16 protein-coding genes are annotated in these 21,910 nt (G+C 63.5%); 3 read left to right on the top strand and 13 right to left on the bottom strand.

All coding sequences use genetic code 11. From position 1 onward, the window contains the following. Positions 1-45 precede the first annotated feature (45 nt). The 7 genes from truB to scpB form a co-directional block, all read right to left on the bottom strand. Positions 46-1,032 (bottom strand): tRNA pseudouridine(55) synthase TruB, encoded by a 987-nt coding sequence (gene truB / locus AT395_RS11890; RefSeq protein WP_048629365.1) that lies wholly within the window; start codon positions 1,030-1,032, stop codon positions 46-48. A gap of 128 nt (positions 1,033-1,160) precedes the next feature. Further along, complete coding sequence (rbfA, locus tag AT395_RS11885) at positions 1,161-1,577, bottom strand: 30S ribosome-binding factor RbfA (protein WP_042115707.1); 417 nt, start codon at positions 1,575-1,577, stop codon at positions 1,161-1,163. A gap of 83 nt (positions 1,578-1,660) precedes the next feature. Then, positions 1,661-4,639 carry a translation initiation factor IF-2 gene (infB, locus tag AT395_RS11880; protein WP_042115706.1) on the bottom strand — a complete coding sequence of 993 codons (2,979 nt, stop codon included), beginning with the start codon at positions 4,637-4,639 and terminating at the stop codon, positions 1,661-1,663. A gap of 80 nt (positions 4,640-4,719) precedes the next feature. Continuing rightward, positions 4,720-6,195 carry a transcription termination factor NusA gene (gene nusA / locus AT395_RS11875; RefSeq protein ID WP_042115705.1) on the bottom strand — a complete coding sequence of 492 codons (1,476 nt, stop codon included), beginning with the start codon at positions 6,193-6,195 and terminating at the stop codon, positions 4,720-4,722. Further along, positions 6,192-6,650, bottom strand: coding sequence for a ribosome maturation factor RimP (rimP, locus tag AT395_RS11870; RefSeq protein ID WP_042115704.1), 459 nt, complete (start codon positions 6,648-6,650; stop codon positions 6,192-6,194). The genes nusA and rimP overlap by 4 nt, the downstream gene beginning before the upstream one ends. Before the next feature lie 409 nt (positions 6,651-7,059). After that, on the bottom strand, positions 7,060-8,796 hold the full coding sequence (locus tag AT395_RS11865; protein WP_048629364.1) for a pseudouridine synthase: 1,737 nt from the start codon (positions 8,794-8,796) through the stop codon (positions 7,060-7,062). A gap of 181 nt (positions 8,797-8,977) precedes the next feature. After that, on the bottom strand, positions 8,978-10,189 hold the full coding sequence (scpB, locus tag AT395_RS11860; RefSeq protein ID WP_048629319.1) for an SMC-Scp complex subunit ScpB: 1,212 nt from the start codon (positions 10,187-10,189) through the stop codon (positions 8,978-8,980). Between the two features lie 326 nt (positions 10,190-10,515). Between scpB and fnr the strand changes: the two genes are divergently transcribed. Beyond that, on the top strand, positions 10,516-11,244 hold the full coding sequence (fnr, locus tag AT395_RS11855) for a fumarate/nitrate reduction transcriptional regulator Fnr (RefSeq protein ID WP_042115702.1): 729 nt from the start codon (positions 10,516-10,518) through the stop codon (positions 11,242-11,244). Positions 11,245-11,530: 286 nt separating this feature from the next. Next, positions 11,531-11,965: a YybH family protein gene (locus tag AT395_RS11850; RefSeq protein WP_082117867.1), complete on the top strand. Its 435-nt coding sequence runs from the start codon at positions 11,531-11,533 to the stop codon at positions 11,963-11,965. A 17-nt stretch (positions 11,966-11,982) separates the two neighbouring features. Here AT395_RS11850 and AT395_RS11845 read toward each other — a convergent pair whose 3' ends face one another. Beyond that, positions 11,983-12,924 (bottom strand): LysR family transcriptional regulator, encoded by a 942-nt coding sequence (locus AT395_RS11845; protein ID WP_042115701.1) that lies wholly within the window; start codon positions 12,922-12,924, stop codon positions 11,983-11,985. Between the two features lie 137 nt (positions 12,925-13,061). On the opposite strand from AT395_RS11845, the gene AT395_RS11840 reads away from it, so the two are divergent. Beyond that, on the top strand, positions 13,062-14,078 hold the full coding sequence (locus tag AT395_RS11840) for a zinc-binding alcohol dehydrogenase family protein (RefSeq protein ID WP_042115700.1): 1,017 nt from the start codon (positions 13,062-13,064) through the stop codon (positions 14,076-14,078). A gap of 127 nt (positions 14,079-14,205) precedes the next feature. On the opposite strand, the gene AT395_RS11835 is transcribed toward AT395_RS11840, so the two are convergent. The 5 genes from AT395_RS11835 to hrpA form a co-directional block, all read right to left on the bottom strand. Then, on the bottom strand, positions 14,206-15,048 hold the full coding sequence (locus AT395_RS11835; protein WP_048629318.1) for a competence/damage-inducible protein A: 843 nt from the start codon (positions 15,046-15,048) through the stop codon (positions 14,206-14,208). 88 nt (positions 15,049-15,136) lie between these two features. Beyond that, positions 15,137-16,081, bottom strand: a complete 945-nt coding sequence (locus tag AT395_RS11830; RefSeq protein ID WP_042115698.1) for an EI24 domain-containing protein — start codon at positions 16,079-16,081, stop codon at positions 15,137-15,139. Continuing rightward, the gene (locus tag AT395_RS11825; RefSeq protein WP_058375191.1) at positions 16,078-16,374 is read right to left on the bottom strand and encodes a hypothetical protein; all 297 of its coding nucleotides are present in this window, start codon (positions 16,372-16,374) and stop codon (positions 16,078-16,080) included. The genes AT395_RS11830 and AT395_RS11825 overlap by 4 nt, the downstream gene beginning before the upstream one ends. 63 nt (positions 16,375-16,437) lie before the next feature. Continuing rightward, the gene (locus AT395_RS11820) at positions 16,438-17,433 is read right to left on the bottom strand and encodes a YVTN family beta-propeller repeat protein (protein WP_042115696.1); all 996 of its coding nucleotides are present in this window, start codon (positions 17,431-17,433) and stop codon (positions 16,438-16,440) included. Between the two features lie 306 nt (positions 17,434-17,739). Further along, positions 17,740-21,849, bottom strand: a complete 4,110-nt coding sequence (gene hrpA, locus AT395_RS11815) for an ATP-dependent RNA helicase HrpA (protein ID WP_048629297.1) — start codon at positions 21,847-21,849, stop codon at positions 17,740-17,742. Between the last annotated feature and the right edge of the window lie 61 nt (positions 21,850-21,910).

Below are 21,910 nucleotides of genomic sequence, written 5' to 3'. Positions count from 1 at the left end.
CGTGCACCTACGCGTCACCGCCCGCATGACAGCCCGCATCACCGCTCATTGCGTCTTCAACAGGCGCTGCGGTGTGAGCAGCGCTTCGCTGTCGAGCCGCGCGACGCCCAGCAAACGAATCGGCGCCTCGCCAATGGCTTCGGCGTAGACCTTCACCTCGATGGCATCGTGCGCTGCGGCGCATGCGCGCAGCGGCTGAGGACAGCGTGTTTCGTCCAGACGCAGGCGCTGCCCGTGAGCAAAACGCTTCGCGAGCGTTTCGTCGAGCCAGACCGCTGGCAGCGTTTTCAGCAAGGCATCGACCGGTGCCAGCGTCGCCACCCGTTGCGCGTGATCCAACGCTGCCAGATCTTCCAACGTGACCGCACCTTCGAGCGTGAGCGGACCAACGCCGGTGCGTCGCAACGCCCGCAAATGCGCACCGCAGCCCAGCGCTTCGCCAATGTCTTCCGCCAGCGTGCGCACATACGTGCCTTTGCTGCACGTCACCCGAAAGGTGAACTCCGCGGTGTCGGGTAACGAGCAAGCCATCATCTCAAGGCGATGGATCGTGATGTCTCGCGCCTCGCGCTCGAGCGTCTGCCCCGCGCGCGCATACTCGTACAACGGTTTGCCATCGCGCTTGAGCGCCGAGTACATCGGCGGCACTTGCGAGATCGGCCCCGTGAAGCGTGGCAGCACCGCGCGAATCGCCGCTTCGTCCACCGTCACAGGGCGCGAGCGCAACACTTCCCCTTCCGCGTCGCCGGTCGTGGTGGTTTCACCGAGACGCACGCGCGCCTCGTAAGTCTTGTCGGCTTCCAGCAAATCCTGCGAGAACTTCGTTGCTTCGCCGAAGCATAGCGGCAGCAATCCGGTTGCCAACGGGTCGAGCGTGCCCGTATGCCCGGCCTTCAACGCCTGCAACAGACGCTTGGCCTTGATCAACGCGTCGTTGGACGACAGGCCGAGCGGTTTGTCGAGCAGCAGCACGCCATCGAGGGCGAAACGGGGAAGTTTTTGGCGGGGTGCCTGCGAACGCGGGTCCGTCATGATGCGGGGATTGCTTGAGAGATTCTTGTGGGAGTCGAAGCCTGGCGCGCGTGAAGAGCGCTCAGACATCGCAAGACCACCGGGCTCGCCATCGGCCAACCCGGCAGACTGCGTCGTCAATTGACAGCTTACTTGCCGTCGTCTTCCTTGTCGCTGTCCTGCGCGTCGCCTTCACCCGCCTCTTCCTTTGCGCGCGTGGCGTTGGCCGTATCGATCAGTCGCGACATCTCGATAGCACGCTCGATCGACTGATCGAAGTGGAAGTGCAACGTCGGCACCGTGTGGATGTGCAGCCGCTTGAACAGCAGATTGCGCAGATAACCGGCTGCCTCGTTGAGCGCCTCACCGGTTGCCTTCGGATCGCCGGTCAGCGTTGTGTAAAACACCTTCGCATGCGCATAGTCCGGCGTAACCTCCACGCTTTGCAGCGTGACCAGACCAATACGCGGGTCCTTCACTTCGCGTTGAATCAACTCCGACAGATCGCGCTGGATCTGGTCGTTGATACGAAGATTCCGACCCGGAACGCCACGTTTCTTTGCCATAACTTACTCGCTAATAATGCAATGGCCCACGCCACCGGTTTCCCGGTTCGGTGGGCCATTCCACATCCGTTGTGCAAATCGCGTTACAGCGAGCGCGCAACTTCCGTGATTTCGAACGCTTCCAGTTGGTCGCCTTCCGTGATGTCGTTGAAGTTCTTCACCGACAGACCACACTCGAAGCCGGACTTGACTTCCTTCACGTCATCCTTGAAACGCTTGAGCGAATCCAGCTCGCCCGTATAGATGACCACGTTGTCGCGCAACACACGCACGTGCGACGAACGCTTGACGAAGCCGTCGAGGACCATACAGCCAGCGACCTTCCCGATCTTCGGCACGCTGAACGTCTGGCGCACGTCGATGAGACCCGTGATCACTTCCTTCTTCTCCGGCGCCAGCATGCCCGACATCGCCGCCTTCACCTCATCCACTGCGTCATAGATGATGTTGTAGTAACGAATGTCGATACCGTTCGACTCGGCGAGCTTGCGCGCCAGTGCATCCGCACGCGTGTTGAAGCCGATAATGACCGCCTTCGAAGCCGTGGCCAGGTTGACGTCGCTTTCGCTGATGCCGCCCACCGCAGCGTGCACGATCTGCACACGCACTTCCGGCGTCGAGAGCTTGTTGAGCGATTGCGCCAGCGCTTCCTGCGAACCCTGCACGTCGGCCTTGATGATCAGCGGCAGCGTCTTCACTTCGCCTTCGGTCATCTGTTCCAACAGGTTCTCGAGCTTTGCGGCCTGTTGCTTGGCCAGCTTCACATCGCGGAACTTGCCTTGACGGAACAAGGCGATTTCACGCGCCTTGCGCTCGTCCTGAACCACCAGCACTTCTTCACCGGCGCCCGGCACTTCCGACAGACCCTGAATTTCCACAGGGATCGACGGGCCGGCTTCCTTCGCGCTCTTGCCGGTTTCGTCCAGCATGGCGCGCACACGCCCGTAAGCCTGACCGGCCAGCACCATGTCGCCGCGATTAAGCGTACCCGACTGCACCAGAATCGTTGCCACCGGACCCTTACCCTTGTCCAGCTTGGCTTCAATCACGATACCCTTGGCCGGGGCGTCAACCGGCGCCTTCAGTTCCAGCACTTCGGCCTGCAACAGCACGTTCTCGAGCAGATCGTCGATACCCGTACCCGTCTTGGCCGACACCGGCACGAACGGCGAATCGCCACCGTATTCTTCCGGCACCACCCCTTCGGCCACGAGTTCCTGCTTCACGCGGTCCGGGTTGGCTTCCGGCTTGTCGATCTTGTTGATCGCCACCACGATCGGCACGCCGGCCGACTTCGCGTGAGCGATGGCTTCCTTCGTCTGCGGCATCACGCCGTCGTCTGCTGCGACCACCAGAATCACGATGTCCGTTGCCTGTGCACCGCGAGCACGCATGGCCGTAAAGGCCTCGTGACCCGGCGTATCGAGGAACGTCACCGTGCCACGCGGCGTATCGACGTGATACGCGCCGATGTGCTGCGTAATACCGCCAGCTTCGCCCGCCGCCACCTTGGCACGACGGATGTAATCCAGCAGCGAGGTCTTGCCGTGGTCGACGTGACCCATCACGGTCACCACCGGCGGACGCGGGAGCGATTCGACTTCCTTCGCTTCGTTGCCCAGATCCAGCAGCGTTTCCGGATCGTCGAGCTTTGCAGCGATCGCGCGGTGGCCAAGTTCCTCCACCACGATCATTGCCGTTTCCTGATCCAGCACCTGATTGATGGTCACCATCTGGCCCATCTTCATCATCAACTTGATGACTTCCGCGGCCTTGACCGACATCTTGTGTGCGAGATCGGCAACGCTGATGGTTTCCGGCACATGAACGTCGCGCACGACCGGTTCGGTCGGTGCCTGGAATGCCTGGCCATCCTGCGAATGACGGTCGCCACGACGACCGCCGCGGCCACCGCCACGCCAACCGTCCGAACCACCGCTGGCGTCGCCGCGCGTCTTCATGCCGCCACGCTTGTTGCGGTTATCGGCATCTTTCTGCCAGGCGCCGCCCTTCTTGTCCTTCTTGTCTGCGGCACCGGCCGTGGTCGATGCCGGCGCTGCTGCGGCCGGCTTCTTGTCCGCCGGCTTGGCGCTCGCGGCACCTTCCGGCTTGGCCGGCTTGTGCAGCGTGCCCTTCGCTTCGGCCTTGGGCGCAGCAGCGGCAGCAGGTGCCGGCTCCGGTGCCTTCAGCACGCGACGCGGTGCATTCATCATTTCGCGAATCGCACGCGCTTCGGCTTCCGCCGCGGCACGACGCTTGCGAATGGCTTCTTCCTCGGCACGCGCCTTGTCGGCAGCCGCGCTCGCCTTCTCGGCGGCCGCACGCGCTTCCTCGCTGGCCTTGCGAGCCTGCTCGCGCTCGGCGTCGGCCTTGGCCGCTGCCGCCTTCTCGGCTTGCTCGGCCTTTTCCGCCTTTTCAGCGTTCTCGGCATCTGCCTTGGAGGCCGCTTCGGGGTCAACGCTCGACACCTTTTCGGCTTCCACGCCAGCCTTGGCTTCGGCCTTCGCCTTCTGCTCTTCGGCCGCTTTGGCTGCGACAGCTGCGCGCTCCGCTTCCTCGCGCGCACGGCGCTCGGCAGCTTCCTTCTCTTCGCGCTCGCGACGCTCGGCTTCTTCGCGCTCCAGTTGTTCCTGGCGACGCTTGAGCTCGGCCGCTTCCGCCGCCAGACGCTCCGCTTCGCGGCGTGCGTCTTCCTCACGCTGACGAAGCACTTCGTCTTCGGCGGCGGCGGCTGCCGCGTTGTCCGCGCCTTCCGCAACGTCGTCGCGCTTGACGAAGGTGCGCTTCTTGCGCACTTCGACTTGAATCGTGCGCGCCTTTCCGGTCGCGTCGGCTTGCTTGATTTCCGAGGTCTGGCGACGCGTCAGAGTGATCTTCTTTTTGTCGCCGTCACCCGCGCCGTGGGACCGGCGCAGGTGCTCCAACAGACGGGCCTTGTCGGCTTCCGTCAGCGAATCGTCGGCGCTGAGTTTGTCTACGCCGGCGGCTTTGAGTTGCTCCAGCAACACGCCGGCCGGCATTTTCAGTTCTGCAGCAAATTGGGCTACGTTGATGCTCGCCATTCAAACCTCTTCAAGCAAGGCCAGGCGCCTTGCGGTTAACTTCAAAGTTCACTGTTCCATATGCATGCCGGGGCAGGTCATCATTGGAACCAGTGCTCTCGCGCTTTCATGATCAGTGCCTTCGCAGCTTCTTCGTCGACGCCGGTCATCTCGGTCAGTTCGTCGACAGCCAGCTCGGCCAGATCATCGCGCGTCTGAATTTCATGCTCGGCCAGCTTGGCCAGCAACTCGGGCGTCATGCCGTCGAGGCTCTTGAGATCGAGTGCAACACCTTCGACCTTTTCCTCGGTGGCAATCGCCTGCGTCAGCAGTGCGTCGCGTGAACGATTGCGCAGCTCATGCACCGTGTCCTCGTCGAATGCTTCGATCTCGAGCATTTCGTTCAGGGGCACGTAGGCGATCTCTTCCAGGCTCGAGAAACCTTCCTCGATCAGGATGTCCGCCACTTCCTCATCCACATCGAGACGCTGCATGAACAACGTACGCAGCGCACCGCGTTCTTCGTTCTGCTTCTCGGCCGATTCATCCGGCGTCATGATGTTGATTTGCCAGCCGGTCAGTTCCGACGCGAGACGCACATTCTGACCGCTGCGACCAATCGCCACTGCCAGTTCGTTCTCGTCGACGACGACATCCATGCTGTGCTTTTCTTCGTCAACGACGATCGACTGCACCGCCGCCGGCGCCAGCGCGCCAATCACGAATTGCGCGGGGTCTTCCGACCACAGCACGATATCGACGTTCTCACCGCCCAGTTCGTTACGCACAGCTTGCACGCGCGTACCGCGAATACCCACGCAGGTGCCGATCGGATCGATGCGCTTGTCATATGCCACCACGGCGATCTTGGCGCGCACACCCGGATCGCGGGCGGCCGACTTGATCTCCAGCAGACCCTGCTCGATTTCCGGCACTTCCATGCCGAACAGCTCGATCAGGAATTCCGGCGCCGTGCGCGAGAGTTCGATTTGCGGGCCGCGCGCCGTACGGTCGACCTTCACGATGTAAGCGCGAACGCGATCGCCGATACGCAGATTTTCTTTCGGGATCAGTTGATCACGACGCAACAGGGCTTCGACACGGCCCGACTCGACGATCAGGTTGCCCTTGTCGAGACGCTTGACCGTGCCGGTCATGATCTTTTCGCCGCGCTCGAGGAAGTCCGACAGGATTTGCTCGCGCTCGGCATCGCGAATGCGCTGCAGAATGACTTGCTTGGCCGCTTGCGCGCCGATGCGACCGAATTCCAGCGATTCCACCGGCTCTTCGATGAACTCGTTGATTTCGATCGACGGGTTTTCCTCTTTGGCCTCGAACAGCAAAATCTGCTTGTCCGGCTCCTGCAGACCCGCTTCGTCCGGGACTACCAGCCAACGGCGAAAGCTCTCGTGCTCGCCCGACTCGCGGTCGATGTGCACGCGAATGTCGACGTCTTCGGTGTAGCGCTTCTTTGTGGCCGAAGCCAATGCTGCTTCCAGCGCGCCGAACACGACATCCTTGTCGACGTTCTTTTCGCGCGCGAGCGCATCGACCAACAGCAATACTTCGCGACTCATCGTTTGCGACTCCTAAAATCAATCTGCGGCACAAGGCGCGCACGGTCAATATCCGCGAGGGTGAAATCGAGCAGCGCCGGGCCGCCCTTGCCTTCGAACTCCAGGCTCAAATTTTCGCCTTGCGGCGCCTGCAGGATGCCGCGGAACTGCTTGCGGCCTTCAAGCGGCACACGCAACGTAAGACTCACTTCCGCACCGGCAAAACGCTCGAAGTCACGCAGCTTGCGCAGCGGACGATCCAGCCCCGGCGACGATATTTCGAGTCGGTCGTAATTGACGTTCTCGACCATCAGGACGTGCGAGAGCTGACGGCTTACCGTCTCGCAGTCATCGATCGTGATGCCGTCCGGCTTATCGATGTAGACGCGCAGCAAACCACCGCCGGCGCGTTCAAGATCGACCAGCTCGTAACCCAGGCCTTCGACCGTGGTCTCGATCAGTTCTGGCAATTGCAACTTTGCTCACCCTAGAAAAACTCGCGCGCATTAGCAGCGCCCGACATGTCTGCGCGCCCCGCATGGAGCGTCGCACGATACCTGCCTCGACCGTCCGGGCCGGTGTACCTGTGTTGGCACACCCACTCCCCGACGCGGCGGCATCGGCCGCGCGTAAAACGCTCGCGGCAAAAAAAAATGGGCGAAACGCCCATTTCTTACAGCCTCATTGCGCATGAGGTGCGCGCCGCAACAGATCGCGTGGCACGCAAACCAGCTTATTCCCTGATTTTATATGGTTTTGGGCCGATTTGCAACGCTTGACGCCCTCAAAGCCCGCCTGACGGGCATCAATGCAACGTTGCTGCACCGCAAAACGGGGGAAGCGGCGATCGCTCGCCGCCGCCCATTCCAGACGTCCGCCCCAACCTTAGCGCGAACGGTTTCCGCCACGATTGCCACGGTTGCCGTGGTTACCACCAGCGCTGTTACCGCCACCACCGCCGCCACCTGCCCGGTTGCCGCCCCGGCTGCGATTGCCGTTTCCGTTGCCATTACCGTTACCGCCGCGTGGCTGACCACCGAAACCTCCGCCACCCCCGGCGTTACCGCCACCGAAACGGCGCCCTTCGCCACGCGGCGAAGGCGTTTGCCCCGGATAGCCACCGCTCGGACCGACAAATGCCGTCAGCGGATTGGCACGAGGGGGACGACGCGACTGCCCCGGCTCACGGCTAAACACGCCCAGAGCGGTCTGCATCGGATCAGGCTGGCGACGCGGCTCTTTCGGTGCGCCGGCCTTGCCACCACGCGCTCCTCTGGGCTTGTCTTCCGAACTCGCGCCCGGCATCTTCATGCCGACGGCCGCGAACAGCGAACGCACCTGAGCGTCATCCAGCTCTTCGTAACGACCGCGCTTGAGCCCGCGCGGGAGCGTCAACGGGCCGTAACGCGTACGAATCAGACGGCTCACCATCAGGCCCGCAGCATCGAACATACGACGCACTTCGCGGTTCCGGCCTTCGGCCAGAGCCACGTGATACCAATGATTCGAGCCCTCGCCTCCACCATCTTTCAGGCGCAGGAAATTGGCCTCGCCGTCATCGAGCTTGATGCCGTGCAGCAGTTGCTGGCGAGACGCTTCGCTCAGTTGCCCCACGGTACGCACAGCGTATTCACGCTCGATTTCGTAACGCGGATGCATGAACCGGTTTGCCAGGTCGCCCGATGTCGTGAGGATCAGCAGGCCTTCCGTATTGAAGTCCAAACGCCCCACGGCGAGCCACTTGGCGGTCTTCATCGGCGGCAGACGGTCGAACACCGACGCGCGGCCTTCCGGATCGGCATGGCTGACGATTTCGCCCGACGGCTTGTGATACAGGAGCACGCGGGGCGGCTTGCTCGTGATACGACGCTTGACGAGCTTGCCGTTGATACGAACCTGATCGGTCGGCAGAATGCGCTGGCCGATGTGGGCAGGCTCTGCGTTAACAGACACGCGCCCGGCGAGAATCAGTTCTTCCATCTCGCGACGCGAACCCATGCCGGCTTCGGCGAGCACCTTGTGCAGCTTCGGCGCTTCATCGTCAGGAGAAAGCACGCGGCGGTCAGCCGGACGGCGACCGCGCTTGGCCGCAGCCTTGGCGTCGCCATCGGACTCTTCGCTGTCGAAGCCACCCGACGTCACGAACGAGAACAGATCGTCGTCGCCCTTGCCGCCAGCATTGCCTCGGGCACCGCCTGCACCGGGCGCCCCCTTGCGACCACGGCCCTTGGCCCCTTGCGGCGCCCTGCCGCCCGGGGCAGCGCCGTTGGCGCCACCGCCGCCAGCCTGAGTCGGCTGCGACGCCTGCGAGGCACCGTCACGCTTGCCGCCACGCGGCTTGCGGGCGCCATTGCGTGCGCGCCCCTGAGCGGCCGATGGTGCGCCCTCGGCGCCCGATGCAGCGCCTTGCGGTGCGTCGTCGGACGGTGCGCCATACGCGGCTTCCGGCGAGGCGGACTCGCCTGCGCCGCCGTCCTCGCCTTCGCGCTTGGCTTGCTGAGCCGCACGACGGCGGGCAATCAGACTACGCGGGCCACGGCGCAAACCGCGGCGCGACGCCTTGTCATCGCCGCCCTCGCCTTCCGGCGCGCGTGCTTCGGCACCGGCATCGCGTGCGTGCAGGTCCTGGGATTCTTCGTTTTGTTTCAACACAACCTCATTGGAAAACGGGATCGTCGTGGGCGGGCGTAAATGGCTGCCCTGATCCGTGTTCGCACCATGAATGCGCGACAAAGGTTTGCCGCGACTTCGTTCTTATCGCTAACGGCCCTACGGGCGTTCCCGGCGCCAGGCGCCGGTGCCTTCAGGTACCAGTGACGAGATTCTTGTCGTCCCCGTCGTTCTCGTCGTCATCCATCGCACCGGGCATGGGCTGCCCGGCAGCGGCTTCGTTCGCTGCCGAGTCGACAGCGTGCGGGGAAACCTCCTGCGCGCCCGACGCGGCGGGATCTGCCGCCTGCGTCGCTACGTCCTGCGCATCTTGCGGCCGATCGTCACCGACCAACATCGCAGACTCTGATTCTTCAGAATATTCCTCGTCCTGCGCGATCGCACCCGACAAACCGGAAATGTCGTTTTCCAACAATTCGGCGTCGAATACCGCCTTCGCGTCATCGAGCACTTCGCCGCCATGCGCCGCATCGCCCTGCTCACTGACGTGTGCAATGTCTGCGAGTTCCGCGACGTCCGACGTATTTTCGCCCGACGCCTGCTGCGCCACCGCCTCGTGTGACACCTCCGGCAAACCTTCGCCTTCCGCGATCACAGCGTCGAGCAACGCGTCTTCCGTCAACCCATCCTCTGACGCTGTCAGCGGACGTTGATCTTCCGGCAATCCTTGCGCCAGCGGCAAGTCGTCGGCACGGGTTTGCGCAAGACGTGCTAACGCGTCGGCATCGGCCACCGGCGCGTCGCCCGACGTTACCTCGTCGCTCGACTCACCCTCGGCACGCTCGCCAAATTCGATGTTCTGCTGTGCGAGCAGATCGATCTGCGCCTGCGCCGCCGGATCTTCCAGCGGCGGCAACGCGTCGAGCGCACGCAACCCCAGATCGTCGAGGAATTCCTTGGTCGTGGCATACAGGCCGGGGCGTCCCGGCACGTCGCGATGACCGATCACCTCAATCCAGCCACGATCTTCGAGCTGCTTAATGATCTGCGTGTTGACCGTCACGCCGCGAATCTCTTCGATGTCGCCCCGTGTAACCGGTTGACGGTATGCAATGATCGCCAGCGTCTCCATCACGGCGCGCGAATACTTCGGCGGCTTCTCCGGATTGAGGCGATCAAGGTATTCACGCATGCGCGGACGGCTCTGGAAACGCCAGCCGGTGGCCAAAGCCACCAATTCCACACCTCGGCCATCCCATTGCACGCGGATTTCCTCGAGCAGCGCGCGCACCGTGTCACCAGACACGGCGTCATTGAAGAGCTTGCGCAGATCGCCGACCTTGAGCGGCTCCTGCGCGCAAATCAACGCGGTCTCGAGGACGAGTTTCGCCTCTTGGGTATTCATGTGCGACTAAGCAAACCGGGGGCATGGCGACCCGGTATCAGGAATAAATGGATGCTTGGAACACGAGAAGCGGTCGTAACCCGCTTCGCATAAGCGCGCGCCCGTTTGTGTTCGGTCGTAGTGACGGCGGCGCGACCTGGATGCTTCGAACGACCTGCCGGGAAACGCCCAGGCCGATGCTACGGCAAGACGGACGTCCGGTATGTGCGCAATTATTACTGAAACACCGACGCCCGTAAAGCGCCGTCTAAATCCGGACGTCTCGGCAGGGAAAACGATAGGTCGACGCCCCATGATAAACTCTCGCAATAACTTCAGGGGCCTACATGACCACCGAGATCGGTCGCATTCCCATCGCTCAGCCCCGTTGTTCCACGTGTTCGCTGGGGCAGTTCTGTCTGCCCGTCGGCATTCCGGAACCCGAGCTGGAACGACTGGACGCACTCGTGAGCGAGCGCCGTCGCCTCAAGAAAGGCGAAGTGCTTTATCACGCCAACGATGATCTGAACGCCGTCTACGGCATTCGTTTCGGCTCTCTCAAGAGCTGCGTCACCGCGCCCGACGGCCGCGAACAGGTCGTTGGCTTCCACCTTCAGGGCGAGTTGATCGGCCTGGACGCCGTGGCCGACAACCATCACCCCAGCACCGCCATCGCCCTCGAAGACAGCGAGTTGTGCATTGCCCGCTTCGGCGAACTCGAGACGCTGTCGCGTCAGGTGCCTTCGCTGCAACGCCAGCTTCACCGGCTGATGAGCCAGGAAATCCGTAACGAGCACCAGCAACTGCTCGCGCTTGGCACAATGCGCGCCGAAGAGCGTCTGGCCGTCTTCCTGATCAACCTTTCCGAGCGACTGGCCGCACGCGGCTATGCAGCCAACGAGTTCGTGCTGCGCATGAGCCGCGAAGAAATCGGCAGTTTCCTCGGTCTCAAGCTCGAAACCGTCAGCCGGCTGTTCTCGCGCTTCGCCCAGAATGGCCTGATCGAAATTCGGCAGCGTCACGTCAAGATCGTCGACGGCATCGCGCTGCGCGAACTCGCTGGCGCCCCCTGCTGAGCCCTGCTACCGGGGACGCCTGAGCGTCCCCGCGCCCCTGCGCGCTCAAACTCCCTTCTCTCGCTTACGCTTTCCCGCGTTACCGATAAGCTACCGGCACCGTGCCGGCATTGCCTTGCGCCAGATCAAGAATCGCGCATCGTCGCTGCCGCCGTCGGGGCGACGGCTCGCCGGAGATACCCCGGCGCCCACACGTTCGACAAGCCCGGGCAAACCCTCCATAATCGGCGCGTTCGCCGGGTAGCACACCCGCTACCCGGCGCATCCACCCGACGGAGGCTGCCGTATGCCCGCTGCCATTTTCCTGAGTCCGGAAGACGCCGAGCACGCTTATTACGAAGCGCTGCGCGCCGGCGACACCGATGCGCTGATGGATGTCTGGTCGGAAGACGAGGAGATCGTCTGCATTCACCCCTCCGGACCGAGGCATGTCGGCCCGGCGGCCGTTCGCACGAGTTGGCGCCAGATACTCGCGAACGGCGGCGTACAGTTGACCGTGAGCCATCTTCAAGTCGCGCGCAATCCCCTGTGCGCCGTTCATAACGTGCTGGAACAGATTCGGGTCGAAGCGCACCCCGAGGCGCGCTACGCCTTCGTGCTCGCGACCAACGTGTACCTGAAGGAAGCCGACGGCTGGCGGCTCGTGCTGCATCACGCCAGCCCGGCTATTGGCCACGAGGAACCCAGCACCCAGCAGCCCCGCAGCCATCGCCTGCACTAATGCGCGGTCACGTCACTTCACGGTGACGCGGCAGGCGCCGACGGCTCGTCGATCGCCTCGGGCACATCCCAATACGGTGTCGGCCCGAAGCGCGTTTGCAGAAACTCGATCAGCGCATGGGTCTTCGGCGGCACGAACACCCGGCTCGGGTACACGGCCCAGATCGCCACCTCATCTGCCAACGGATACGCCGACAACACCGGCACCAGTTCGCCGCGCCGCAAGTGCGCGCCAACGTCCCACGTCGACTTGAGCGCAATACCGAGCCCTGCGAGCACGGCGTCGCGCAGCACCTCGCCGTTATCCGACGCGAGACGGCCGCCCACGCGCACATTCAACGTGCCGCCCGGCGTGACGAACCGCCAATCACGCTGCTCGCCGAGAATCAGGCAATCGTGCTGCGCAAGATCGCCCGGATGCCTGGGAGTACCCCGCGCCGCGAGATACGCCGGCGACGCGCATAACGTACGCCGATTTGTTGCGAGCTTGCGGGCCACGAGTGTCGAATCACGCAACGCCCCCACACGAATCGCCAGATCCACGCCCTCCTCGATCAGGTCGACGACGCGATCCGTCAGCCGGAAATCGAGCGAAATACCCCGATAACGCTCAAGGAACTCGGGTAACGCGGGCGAGATGTGCTGGCGGCCGAACGACGACGAGCACGACACCCGCAAACGCCCTTGCGGCGCCGCTTGTCCCTGTCCGACGCTCGCCAGCGCCTGAGCCTCCGCGGCGAGCAACGCATGCGCCTGAACCAGGAAGACTTCGCCCTCCTGCGTTAGTGCGACACGCCGGGTCGTGCGGTGCAGAAGACGCGTGCCGAGCGCCGCCTCCAACTGCACCAGCCGCGAGCTCGCGGTCGCGGGTGACAAGCCTCGCTCGCGCCCCGCCGCCGAAACATTCTCAAGCGCCGCCACACGTACGAACAACGCCACCGTATCGAGGTCCAATGCCATTTAACGGATTTTCCAAAAAATCTTTTCCGCATTATGCGGATTATCAAAGCAATCGACCAGGCGTAGTCTCTCGACATCGCACAGTGTGCGTCGTGGAATCGCCACAGACGGCGCACCGCAACTCCAGGAGAAAGCAGATGAAAGCCATCGGATTGACCCGTTACCTGCCCATTGACGACCCGAAATCGCTCGAAGACATCGAGCTGCCCACGCCGAGCCCGGCCGGACGCGACCTGCTGGTCAAGGTCGAAGCGATTTCGGTGAACCCCGTCGACACCAAAGTCCGCGCGCCGAAAGACAAAGTTGAAGACACGCCGCGCGTACTCGGCTGGGATGCCGCAGGCACTGTCGCCGCTGTCGGCCCGGACGTCACGCTGTTCAAGGTCGGCGATCCGGTCTACTACGCGGGCAGCATCACCCGTCCGGGCGCGAACAGCGAGTTCCATCTCGTTGACGAACGCATTGTCGGCCACATGCCCGCATCGCTCGATTTCGTGAGTGCCGCCGCCCTGCCGCTCACCACCATCACCGCCTGGGAAGCTCTCTTCGACCGGCTCGGCATCGCGCCCGACGGCGGCGACGAAGGCAAATCGATCCTGATCGTCGGCGGTGCCGGCGGTGTGGGCTCCATCGCCATTCAGCTCGCACGACGTCTTGCAAAGCTGACCATCGTGGCAAGCGCGTCGCGTCCGGAATCGGCGGATTGGTGCCGTCAGCTCGGCGCCCAACACGTCATCGATCACTATCAGGACATTCCCGCGCAACTGAAGGCAGTTGGCATACCACAGGTGGATTTCGTGCTGTGCCTGAACGACACCGACGCCCACTTCCCGGCCATGGCCGAAGCAGTTGCACCGCAAGGCAAGATCTGCTCGATAGTCGAGAATGCAAAACCGCTCGAAGTCGGCCTGCTCAAAAGCAAGAGCGCTACCTTCGTCTGGGAATTCATGTTCACGCGCGCCATGTACGAGACACCCGACATGATTGCGCAGCACAAGCTGCTCACCGAAGTTGCACGGCTCGTTGACGCAGGCACGCTGCGCACGACGCTCGGCGAGGTCATCGGCCCGATCAACGCGGTGAACTTGCGCCGCGCCCACGCGCAGCTTGAAGGCGGACGCACCATCGGCAAGCTCGTGCTCGCCGGATTCTGACCGGCACGAGGCCCCCGCCTCACCCGCTGCCGCCGAATTCCGCCAAAGAAAAACGGCGCTTGCCCGGTAACAGGGCAAGCGCCGTTTTCTATTGCATCGGAGCGCCTCTCAACCGCCCCGACATGTCCTACTTCACCGACGGCCGCACGCCCTCCGGCAGCGCAACGGCTTCCGCCGGATGAATGATCTCGCCGCCCAGCGCGTTCACGCCGGCGACCAGGCGCTCGAATGCTGCGCCGACCAGCGAAGGGTCGTCGCCCTTCACACCCAGATCGATGTGACGGCGCGCATAGACCTCCCCGCGCTGCGGGTCGCCCACGCTTGGCAGACTGAACACCTTCACGCCGTGGTACTCCGCCTCGATGGCTTCCATGAGCGGTGTCAGCGTCGACTCGGCAAGCCCGAAGACGAGCACCGATCGCTCGGCGTGTTTCGTCATGTGGTGCAACGCCGCGTAGTCCGTGTCGAGCACCCACGCCATCATCGGCCAGGCCATGACCGGGAAACCGGGCATAAAGTGATGCTGTTCGACAGAGAAGCCGGGAATCTTGTTGTACGGATTCGGCAGTACGCGTGCGCCGACCGGAAACTCCCCCATCTTGAGACGATGCCGGTTGTCCGGCTGGCTCATGTCGGCGCGGCCGTCGGGACTGGTATCCGCAATACGCTCCATGATGAGCGCCTCGGCTTCCGGTGTCAGCACGAGTGGCACATTCAGCGCCGCTGCCGCGCACTGTCGCGTGTGATCGTCGGGGGTCGCACCAATGCCGCCGGTCACGAAAACGATATCGTCGCTGGCGAACGTGCGGCGCAGCGTTGCCGTGATGCGCGCCGGATCGTCGCCCACATATTCGGCCCAATCCAACTGCATGCCGCGCTCGGTGAGCAACTCGATGATCTTGGGGAGATGCTTGTCCTGACGACGTCCCGAGAGGATCTCGTCGCCAATGATGATGATGCCTACCGCCATGATGCTTCCTTTGTTATGTCGTCAGAGCCTTGGGGGAACGCGCAGCACCGCCCGGCGGCAGCCGCGCTGTGGAGCGATTGTGCCACTTTCACGGCGAACCGTTTGACGGCCCCTGCCCCGGCGGCGGCGCGGGAGGTGACGGCGGCGACAAGGCTGGCGGCAAGTCTTCGCTCTCGGGCGACAGCGTGCCCGTGTCGGGCAGCACTGTTGCGCCGAGCGTCGGCTCATGCCGTGTGGCCTCTTCCAGGCGCAAGCGCGACAACGCGCGCAGACAGTAGTGCGCGAACCACAACGCCGAAAAGACGAAGATCACGACATAGAGCCAGATCGCCAGCAACGCAATCACCGGGAACAGCACGATCATGATGACGGACGAGACCCACAGCAGCGTGGGCAGCGAACCGAGCAACCCAGTGGCCACGCCGATCACCAGCAGCGGCAAGCGACGCTCTCGTATGATCCGGCGGCGTTCCTCGGGGCTCGCGTGAAACGCGAGCGCATCGTAGGTCATCACGCGATACGTCAGCCAGCCCCACAACAACGGCGGCACGATGGCGAAGAACGGCGGCACGAGCCACAGCGGCAGCGTCACGAGTGCCGCAACGAGAAAGACCACGGTGGCGCCGAGCGACTGCCCCAGACTGCCCCAGAACGAGCCGCCCTGCCGCGCTTCCAGATGAATGAAGTGGCGGCGTGAGAGGTGCCGCAGCACCGCCGGCATCGACCACCCCGCAATCAGCAACAGCGCGGTGACGACGATCAGCGGCACAAGGAGCGCCACCAGAATGAAGGGAGCTAGCGCCATGCGAACGCTGTCCACGCCGAAAAAGCCGAAAAAGCGATAGATCCACTGAGTGAACTGCCACTGTTCGAGCCAGACGCGCAGGAAATCGGTAAATGGCTCCCAGCCAAACCAGATCACAGCGCCCCAGATCAGGCCGGAGACGATGAAGGGCATTGCGGTAAGCCACAGCATGCGCGGATGCAACAGGCTCACGAGCGCGCGGCCAAGCGCGCGAAGAATATCGTTCATGCAGATTTGGTACGGCCGGTGCCGTCGGTACGAGAGGCGGAGTCAGAAGCGCCGGGGCGGCGTGCCGGCACGCTCGCCCACAGACGCCGCAAGCCGAACCATTGCCGGGCCCGGAAGCCCTCGCCATCGTCGGCCAGACGGCCCGCCTGTGGCGGGAGTGGGTCGCGAATGCCGTTGGCGGCAAACGATATCAGTCCGGTGGCAAAAAACACCGGCTGCGTGATGCGGGTGTAGATCTCGGTCTGCACCGCCGGAAAGGCGGTAGAGAAACCGTCGACCAGCGAATCGAACATGTAGCGGGGCCGGGCGTCCGGAAGACGCCCGGTCAATAGGGCCTGGATGGCGATAGTTCGATGTTACAGCACCGGTGCGCGGTCGTAGAAATAGATCCCGTGCGGCGAACGCCCGACCGGAATGGTATTGATCAGCTTGCGCTGCGTCATGTCGATGATGCCCACCTTCCGCGCCCAACGGAACGTCACCCACAGCGTCTTTCGGTCGGCCGAAAGCTCCATGTCGTCCGGTCCCGGGAGCAATCCGGTAATGTTGCCCACATTCGTGAGGGCATCCTGATCGATGATACTGATCGTGCTCGACACGCGGTTCGAAATCAGCACATGTTTGCCGTCGGCGAGCGAGCGGAAGTTGTGCGCGCCCTTGCCGGTCGGAATTGTCTTGATGACCTTCTGATTGCGCCAATCGACCACGGCGGCGTAGTCCGCCCCCGTCATGCCCACGAGCAGGTACTTATCGCCCGGCGTAAGCCACACGCCGGCCGGGCTGTCGCCCACCTTCAGCTTCCAGAGCACCTTCTGGGTCGCCAGATCGATGGCGGCGATCTCGTTCGACTCCTGCAACGAGACGAACACGAGTTTGCTGTCCTGCGTGAACACCAGATGGCTCGGCATTTTTTTGAGCGGAATACGCTGCGCCACGCTCAGGTTCTTGCCGTCGAAACGGTACACGTCCACCCGATCCAGACGCAGCGCGTTGGCCACGAACCACTTCTTGTCCGGCGAGAAGCCGATCTGGTACGGGTCTTCGATGTTCTCGATCTTGCGCTGAATCTGCCCCGACTTCGGATCGAGGAAGACGAGATTATTGCCGACCGAATTCGCCACAATGAGCGACTGATTGTCGGGCGTGGCCATCAGGTGGTGCGGCTCCTTGCCGACCGGGAACGTCTGAATGACCTTCTGCGTCGCCTTGTCGATCAGGCTGACGCTGGCGTCGGCCGAATTAAGCACAACCACGACATTCTCGGGTACCGGCGCAGCCGCTCCGGCCGGCCCGGCGAGCGCTGCCAGCCCCAAGGAAGCCGCCAGACCGGCAGCGATCAGAAGTTTGCGCATTACAGAGTCTCTCGGGAGAAAAATGGGCAGAAAAGTGACTGAATCAGATGACTGAAGCCGTCGCGAAGCACGCGGACACGACGCCTCGAAAAAGCCTCGCTATTGTAGGCCGGGAACACCCCGCCAGCGCGCCCGCAGCGCACCTTTTTTGATCTGGCGAAACGCTATTCGGACACTTCCTGATGTAACGCAAACCGCCGGCGCGATTGCCTGCAAAAAGTGGCGCCCGAAGCAGACGCCGGACGTCATATCGGGCAGAGGCTTCCCACGCGACACTCGCCCGGCGAGCTGCCGGTTCCGGTCGTATCAGCGCTGCAACGCTTCCCAGACCTTGTGCAAACGCTTGACCGACACCGGCATGGGCGTGCGCAACTCCTGCGCGAACAGCGAGACGCGCAGTTCTTCGAGCAACCAGCGGAACTCTTCGAGGCGCGCGTCGCCATGATCGCGGCGTTGCGACGTGGCACGCTGCCAGTTCTGCAGCAGCGGTCCGAGTTCGCTCATGGCGCGTGCGTCACGCGCCGGGTCGGCCTTGAGCTTGTCGATGCGCCCGGTCATGGCCTTCAGATAGCGCGGGAAGTGCGCCAATTGCGCATACGGCGTGTCGATCAGGAATCGCTTGCCGACCAAGCGCTGCAATTGCGCCGTCAGATCGGCATACGCTTGTGCAAACGGCTTGGCTTGTGCCAGCTTTTTTTGTAACGCGGCGTACTCGGTGAGTATCTGCCCGGCCAGACGCGCGATCTCCTGTGCGAGCAGGGTGAGACGTCCGCGCCCCTCGTCCTTACGCGCGACGAACGACGCATTGTCACTAGGCCACGGTAACTGGAGGCACGCACGCTCAAGCGCCAGATCCACGATCTGCTCACGCAGTTCCTCCTGCGTGCCCAGATTCATGTACTGCATCGCCATCTGCTGCAAGCCGGGAATGTTCTTCTCCAGATACTTCACCTGCTCGCGCAACTGGATCGCGAAGAGCCGCCGCAGGCCCGCGCGATGCTGACGTTGCGCCTCATCCGGATCGTCGAACACCTCCAGATCGCAATGATCGCCGCGGTCCACCAGCGCCGGGTAACCGAACAGTGTCTGACCGCCGCGCCGGATTTCGAGCATTTCGGGCAGTTCGCCGAAGCTCCACGTCGTGAGGTTGTCATAACGGCCTGGCTCGACGGCAGCCCCCGAGGCTGGCGCCACCTTGCCCGCGCCTTTGACCCCGGCTTTGCCCTCACCACGACCTGAGGTTGCTACCGCCTGCGACGACGGTGCCACGTCCCCTCGCGCCTGCGAATCCACGGTGGTGCCGCCGGTGGGCGTCGCGCCGCTCTTCGCCGCGATCTGCTGGAATGTGCGCTGCGCTTGCTGGCCGAGTTCGGCGCGCAGTTGCGCAAGATTGCGCCCCATGCCAAGTTGCCGCCCGTGCTCGTCGATCACCTTGAAGTTCATCGACAAGTGCGCCGGGAGCATTTCGAGCTTGAAGTCGCTCGACTTGAGCATGACGCCGGTCAACTCCCGGGCATCGGCCATGAGGGCATCGAGCAGCGCACCCTGTCCGAATGTCGCCCGGTCGAGGAAGCCTGCCGCATATTCCGGCAACGGCACGAAGTGACGCCGCAGCTTCTGTGGCAGTGACTTCATGAGCAGATGCGCTTTTTCCTTGAGCATGCCCGGCACCAGCCACTCGCAGCGGCGGGCATCGACCTGATTGAGCGCGTAGAGCGGCACGGCGAGCGTTACCCCGTCGCGCGGCGAACCCGGCTCGAAGTGGTACGTGAGCGCCATTTCTATGCCGGCGATGGTCGTCTTCTTCGGGAACAGATCCGTCGTGACGCCGGCCGCTTCGTGGCGCATCAGGTCGTCGCGCACGAGGTAGAGCAGCTTCGGCGTGCCCTTGGCCGTCTCTCGATACCAATGCTCGAAGCTCGTGCCGTCGTAGAGGTCTTCGGGCACGTTGGCGTCGTAGAACGCGTAGATCAGTTCGTCGTCGACGAGTACGTCCTGACGTCGCGATTTGTGCTCAAGTTGCTCGATATCGGCAATCAGCTTGCGGTTGTGCGCGAAGAACGGCAGCTTCGTTTCCCATTCGCCTTCCACGAGCGCGCTGCGCAGGAAGATTTCACGGGCGCGGCGCGGATCGCGCGGGCCGAAATTCATGCGCCGACGCGCGTAGATCGTCAGACCGTAGAGCGTGCCGCGTTCGTAGGCGGTGACTTGCGCGGCCTTTTTCTCCCAATGCGCGTCGGAAAGCGAAGTCTTCACGAGGTGCTTGCCGACGCGTTCGATCCACTCGGGCTCGATACGTGCGATGCACCGCGCATAGAGGCGGCTTGTTTCGACGAGTTCGCCAGCCATCACCCATCGGCCGGCTTTCTTCACAAGCGAGGACCCCGGCCAGATATGGAACTTGATACCGTGTGCACCGAGGAAATGCGGATCGTCCTCGGCCTTGCAGCCGATATTGCCCAGCAGGCCGGCGAGGAGCGCCAGATGCAGTTGCTCGTAGGTCGCTTCGGATTCGTTGAGACGCCAGCCCTGCTCTCTCACAACGGTGAGCAGTTGGCTGTGAACGTCGCGCCACTCACGCAGGCGCAACTGCGAGAGGAAGTTCTCGCGGCATGCCTGCGCCAGCAGTCGGTTCGACTTCTTGTGGGCAATCGCCTCTTCGAACCACTGCCATATCTTGAGCCACGAGAGGAATTCGGATTTCTCGTCGGCGAACTTGCGATGCGCGTTGTCGGCGGCGTCCTGCGCCTCGATGGGCCGGTCGCGCGGGTCTTGCACGGCGAGCGCGCTTGCGATGATGAGGACTTCCCGCAGCGACTGGTGGTCGCGCGCGGCGAGAATCATGCGCCCCACGCGAGGGTCGAGCGGCAGACGCGCCAGTTCACGCCCGAGCGGCGTGAGCTGATTGGTGTCGTCGACGGCGCCCAGCTCGTTGAGCAGTTGGTAGCCGTCGGCAATGGCGCGCCCGGGCGGCGGTTCGATAAACGGGAATTCCTCGACCTTCGCGAGGCGAAGCGACTGCATGCGCAGAATGACGGCCGCGAGCGACGAGCGCAGGATTTCCGGGTCGGTGAAACGCGCTCGCGACTGAAAGTCGGTCTCGTCATACAGACGAATACACACGCCGTCGGCCACACGGCCGCAACGCCCTGCCCGCTGATTGGCGGCCGCTTGCGAGATCGATTCGATTTGCAGTTGCTCGACTTTGTTGCGGTACGAGTACCGTTTGACGCGCGCCGTGCCGGCGTCGACCACATAGCGGATACCCGGCACGGTGAGCGAGGTTTCCGCCACGTTCGTCGCCAGCACGATACGCCGCGCGTTGGACGGCTTGAACACGCGCTCCTGATCGGTCGCCGAGAGTCGCGCGAAGAGCGGCAGGATTTCGGTGTGCGGCGGGTGATGCTTACGCAACGCCTCGGCGGCTTCGCGAATTTCGCGCTCGCCGGGCAGGAACACGAGCACGTCGCCCGAGCCTTCGCGGCAGAGTTCGTCCACCGCGTCGACAATGCCGTCCATCAGGTCGCGCTCGCGATCCCGGGCGCTTGCGCGGCTGCCGTCGCGCCCTTCGGCGTTGGCGATGCGCGCGTCGTCCTGAATCGGCCGGTAACGCACCTCCACCGGGTACAGGCGGCCGCTCACCTCGATAACGGGCGCCGGGCGCAGATCGTCGCCCTCGCCAGTGCCGAAATGGCGGGCGAAGCGGTCTGCATCGATGGTGGCCGAAGTGATGATGACCTTCAGGTCCGGGCGGCGCGGCAGCAGTTGCTTGAGGTAGCCAAGCAGGAAGTCGATGTTCAGACTGCGCTCGTGCGCCTCGTCGATGATGATGGTGTCGTACGCGCGCAACAGCGGATCGGTCTGCGTCTCGGCAAGCAGAATCCCGTCGGTCATCAATTTGACAGACGCGCCATTCGACAGGGTGTCGTTGAACCGCACTTTGAAGCCGACGATCTCGCCCAGCGGCGTATTCAGTTCGTCGGCAATGCGGCGCGCGGTGGCCGACGCCGCAATCCGGCGCGGTTGGGTATGGCCGATGAGGCCGGTGCCGCCGGCACCGAGTCCGCGCCCGAGGGCCAGACATATTTTGGGAAGCTGGGTGGTCTTGCCCGACCCGGTCTCGCCACTCACGATCACGACCTGGTGGCCGGCAATGGCGCGCGCAATCTCCTCGCGCCGGCCGGAGACGGGCAGCGCTTCAGGGAATTGGATTTCAGGAACGCGATTGGCGGTGGCCTGCCGGGCGGCCAGGCGTTCGGCGTCGCGTGCATCGCGCTCGGCAGCCGTTAGGCGACGTGCGCCCGCAGGGGTCCGGCCACGGGCATTGCCTGCGCCCGACGGTTGGGAGGCGCCTTTGGCAGCCTTCTGGGTTGACGCAGTGGCCGTGGATTGGGCACGCGTGTGCCCCGGCGCCATCACTTTCGGCTTCGGGGGCGGAGATTGTCGATTTCGTTCATCACTTGCCATGGGCGCGCAT

The sequence above is a fragment of the Pandoraea apista genome, from assembly GCF_001465595.2.
Taxonomy (GTDB): Bacteria; Pseudomonadota; Gammaproteobacteria; order Burkholderiales; family Burkholderiaceae; genus Pandoraea; species Pandoraea apista.
This window is presented reverse-complemented; position numbering and strand designations above follow the sequence as displayed.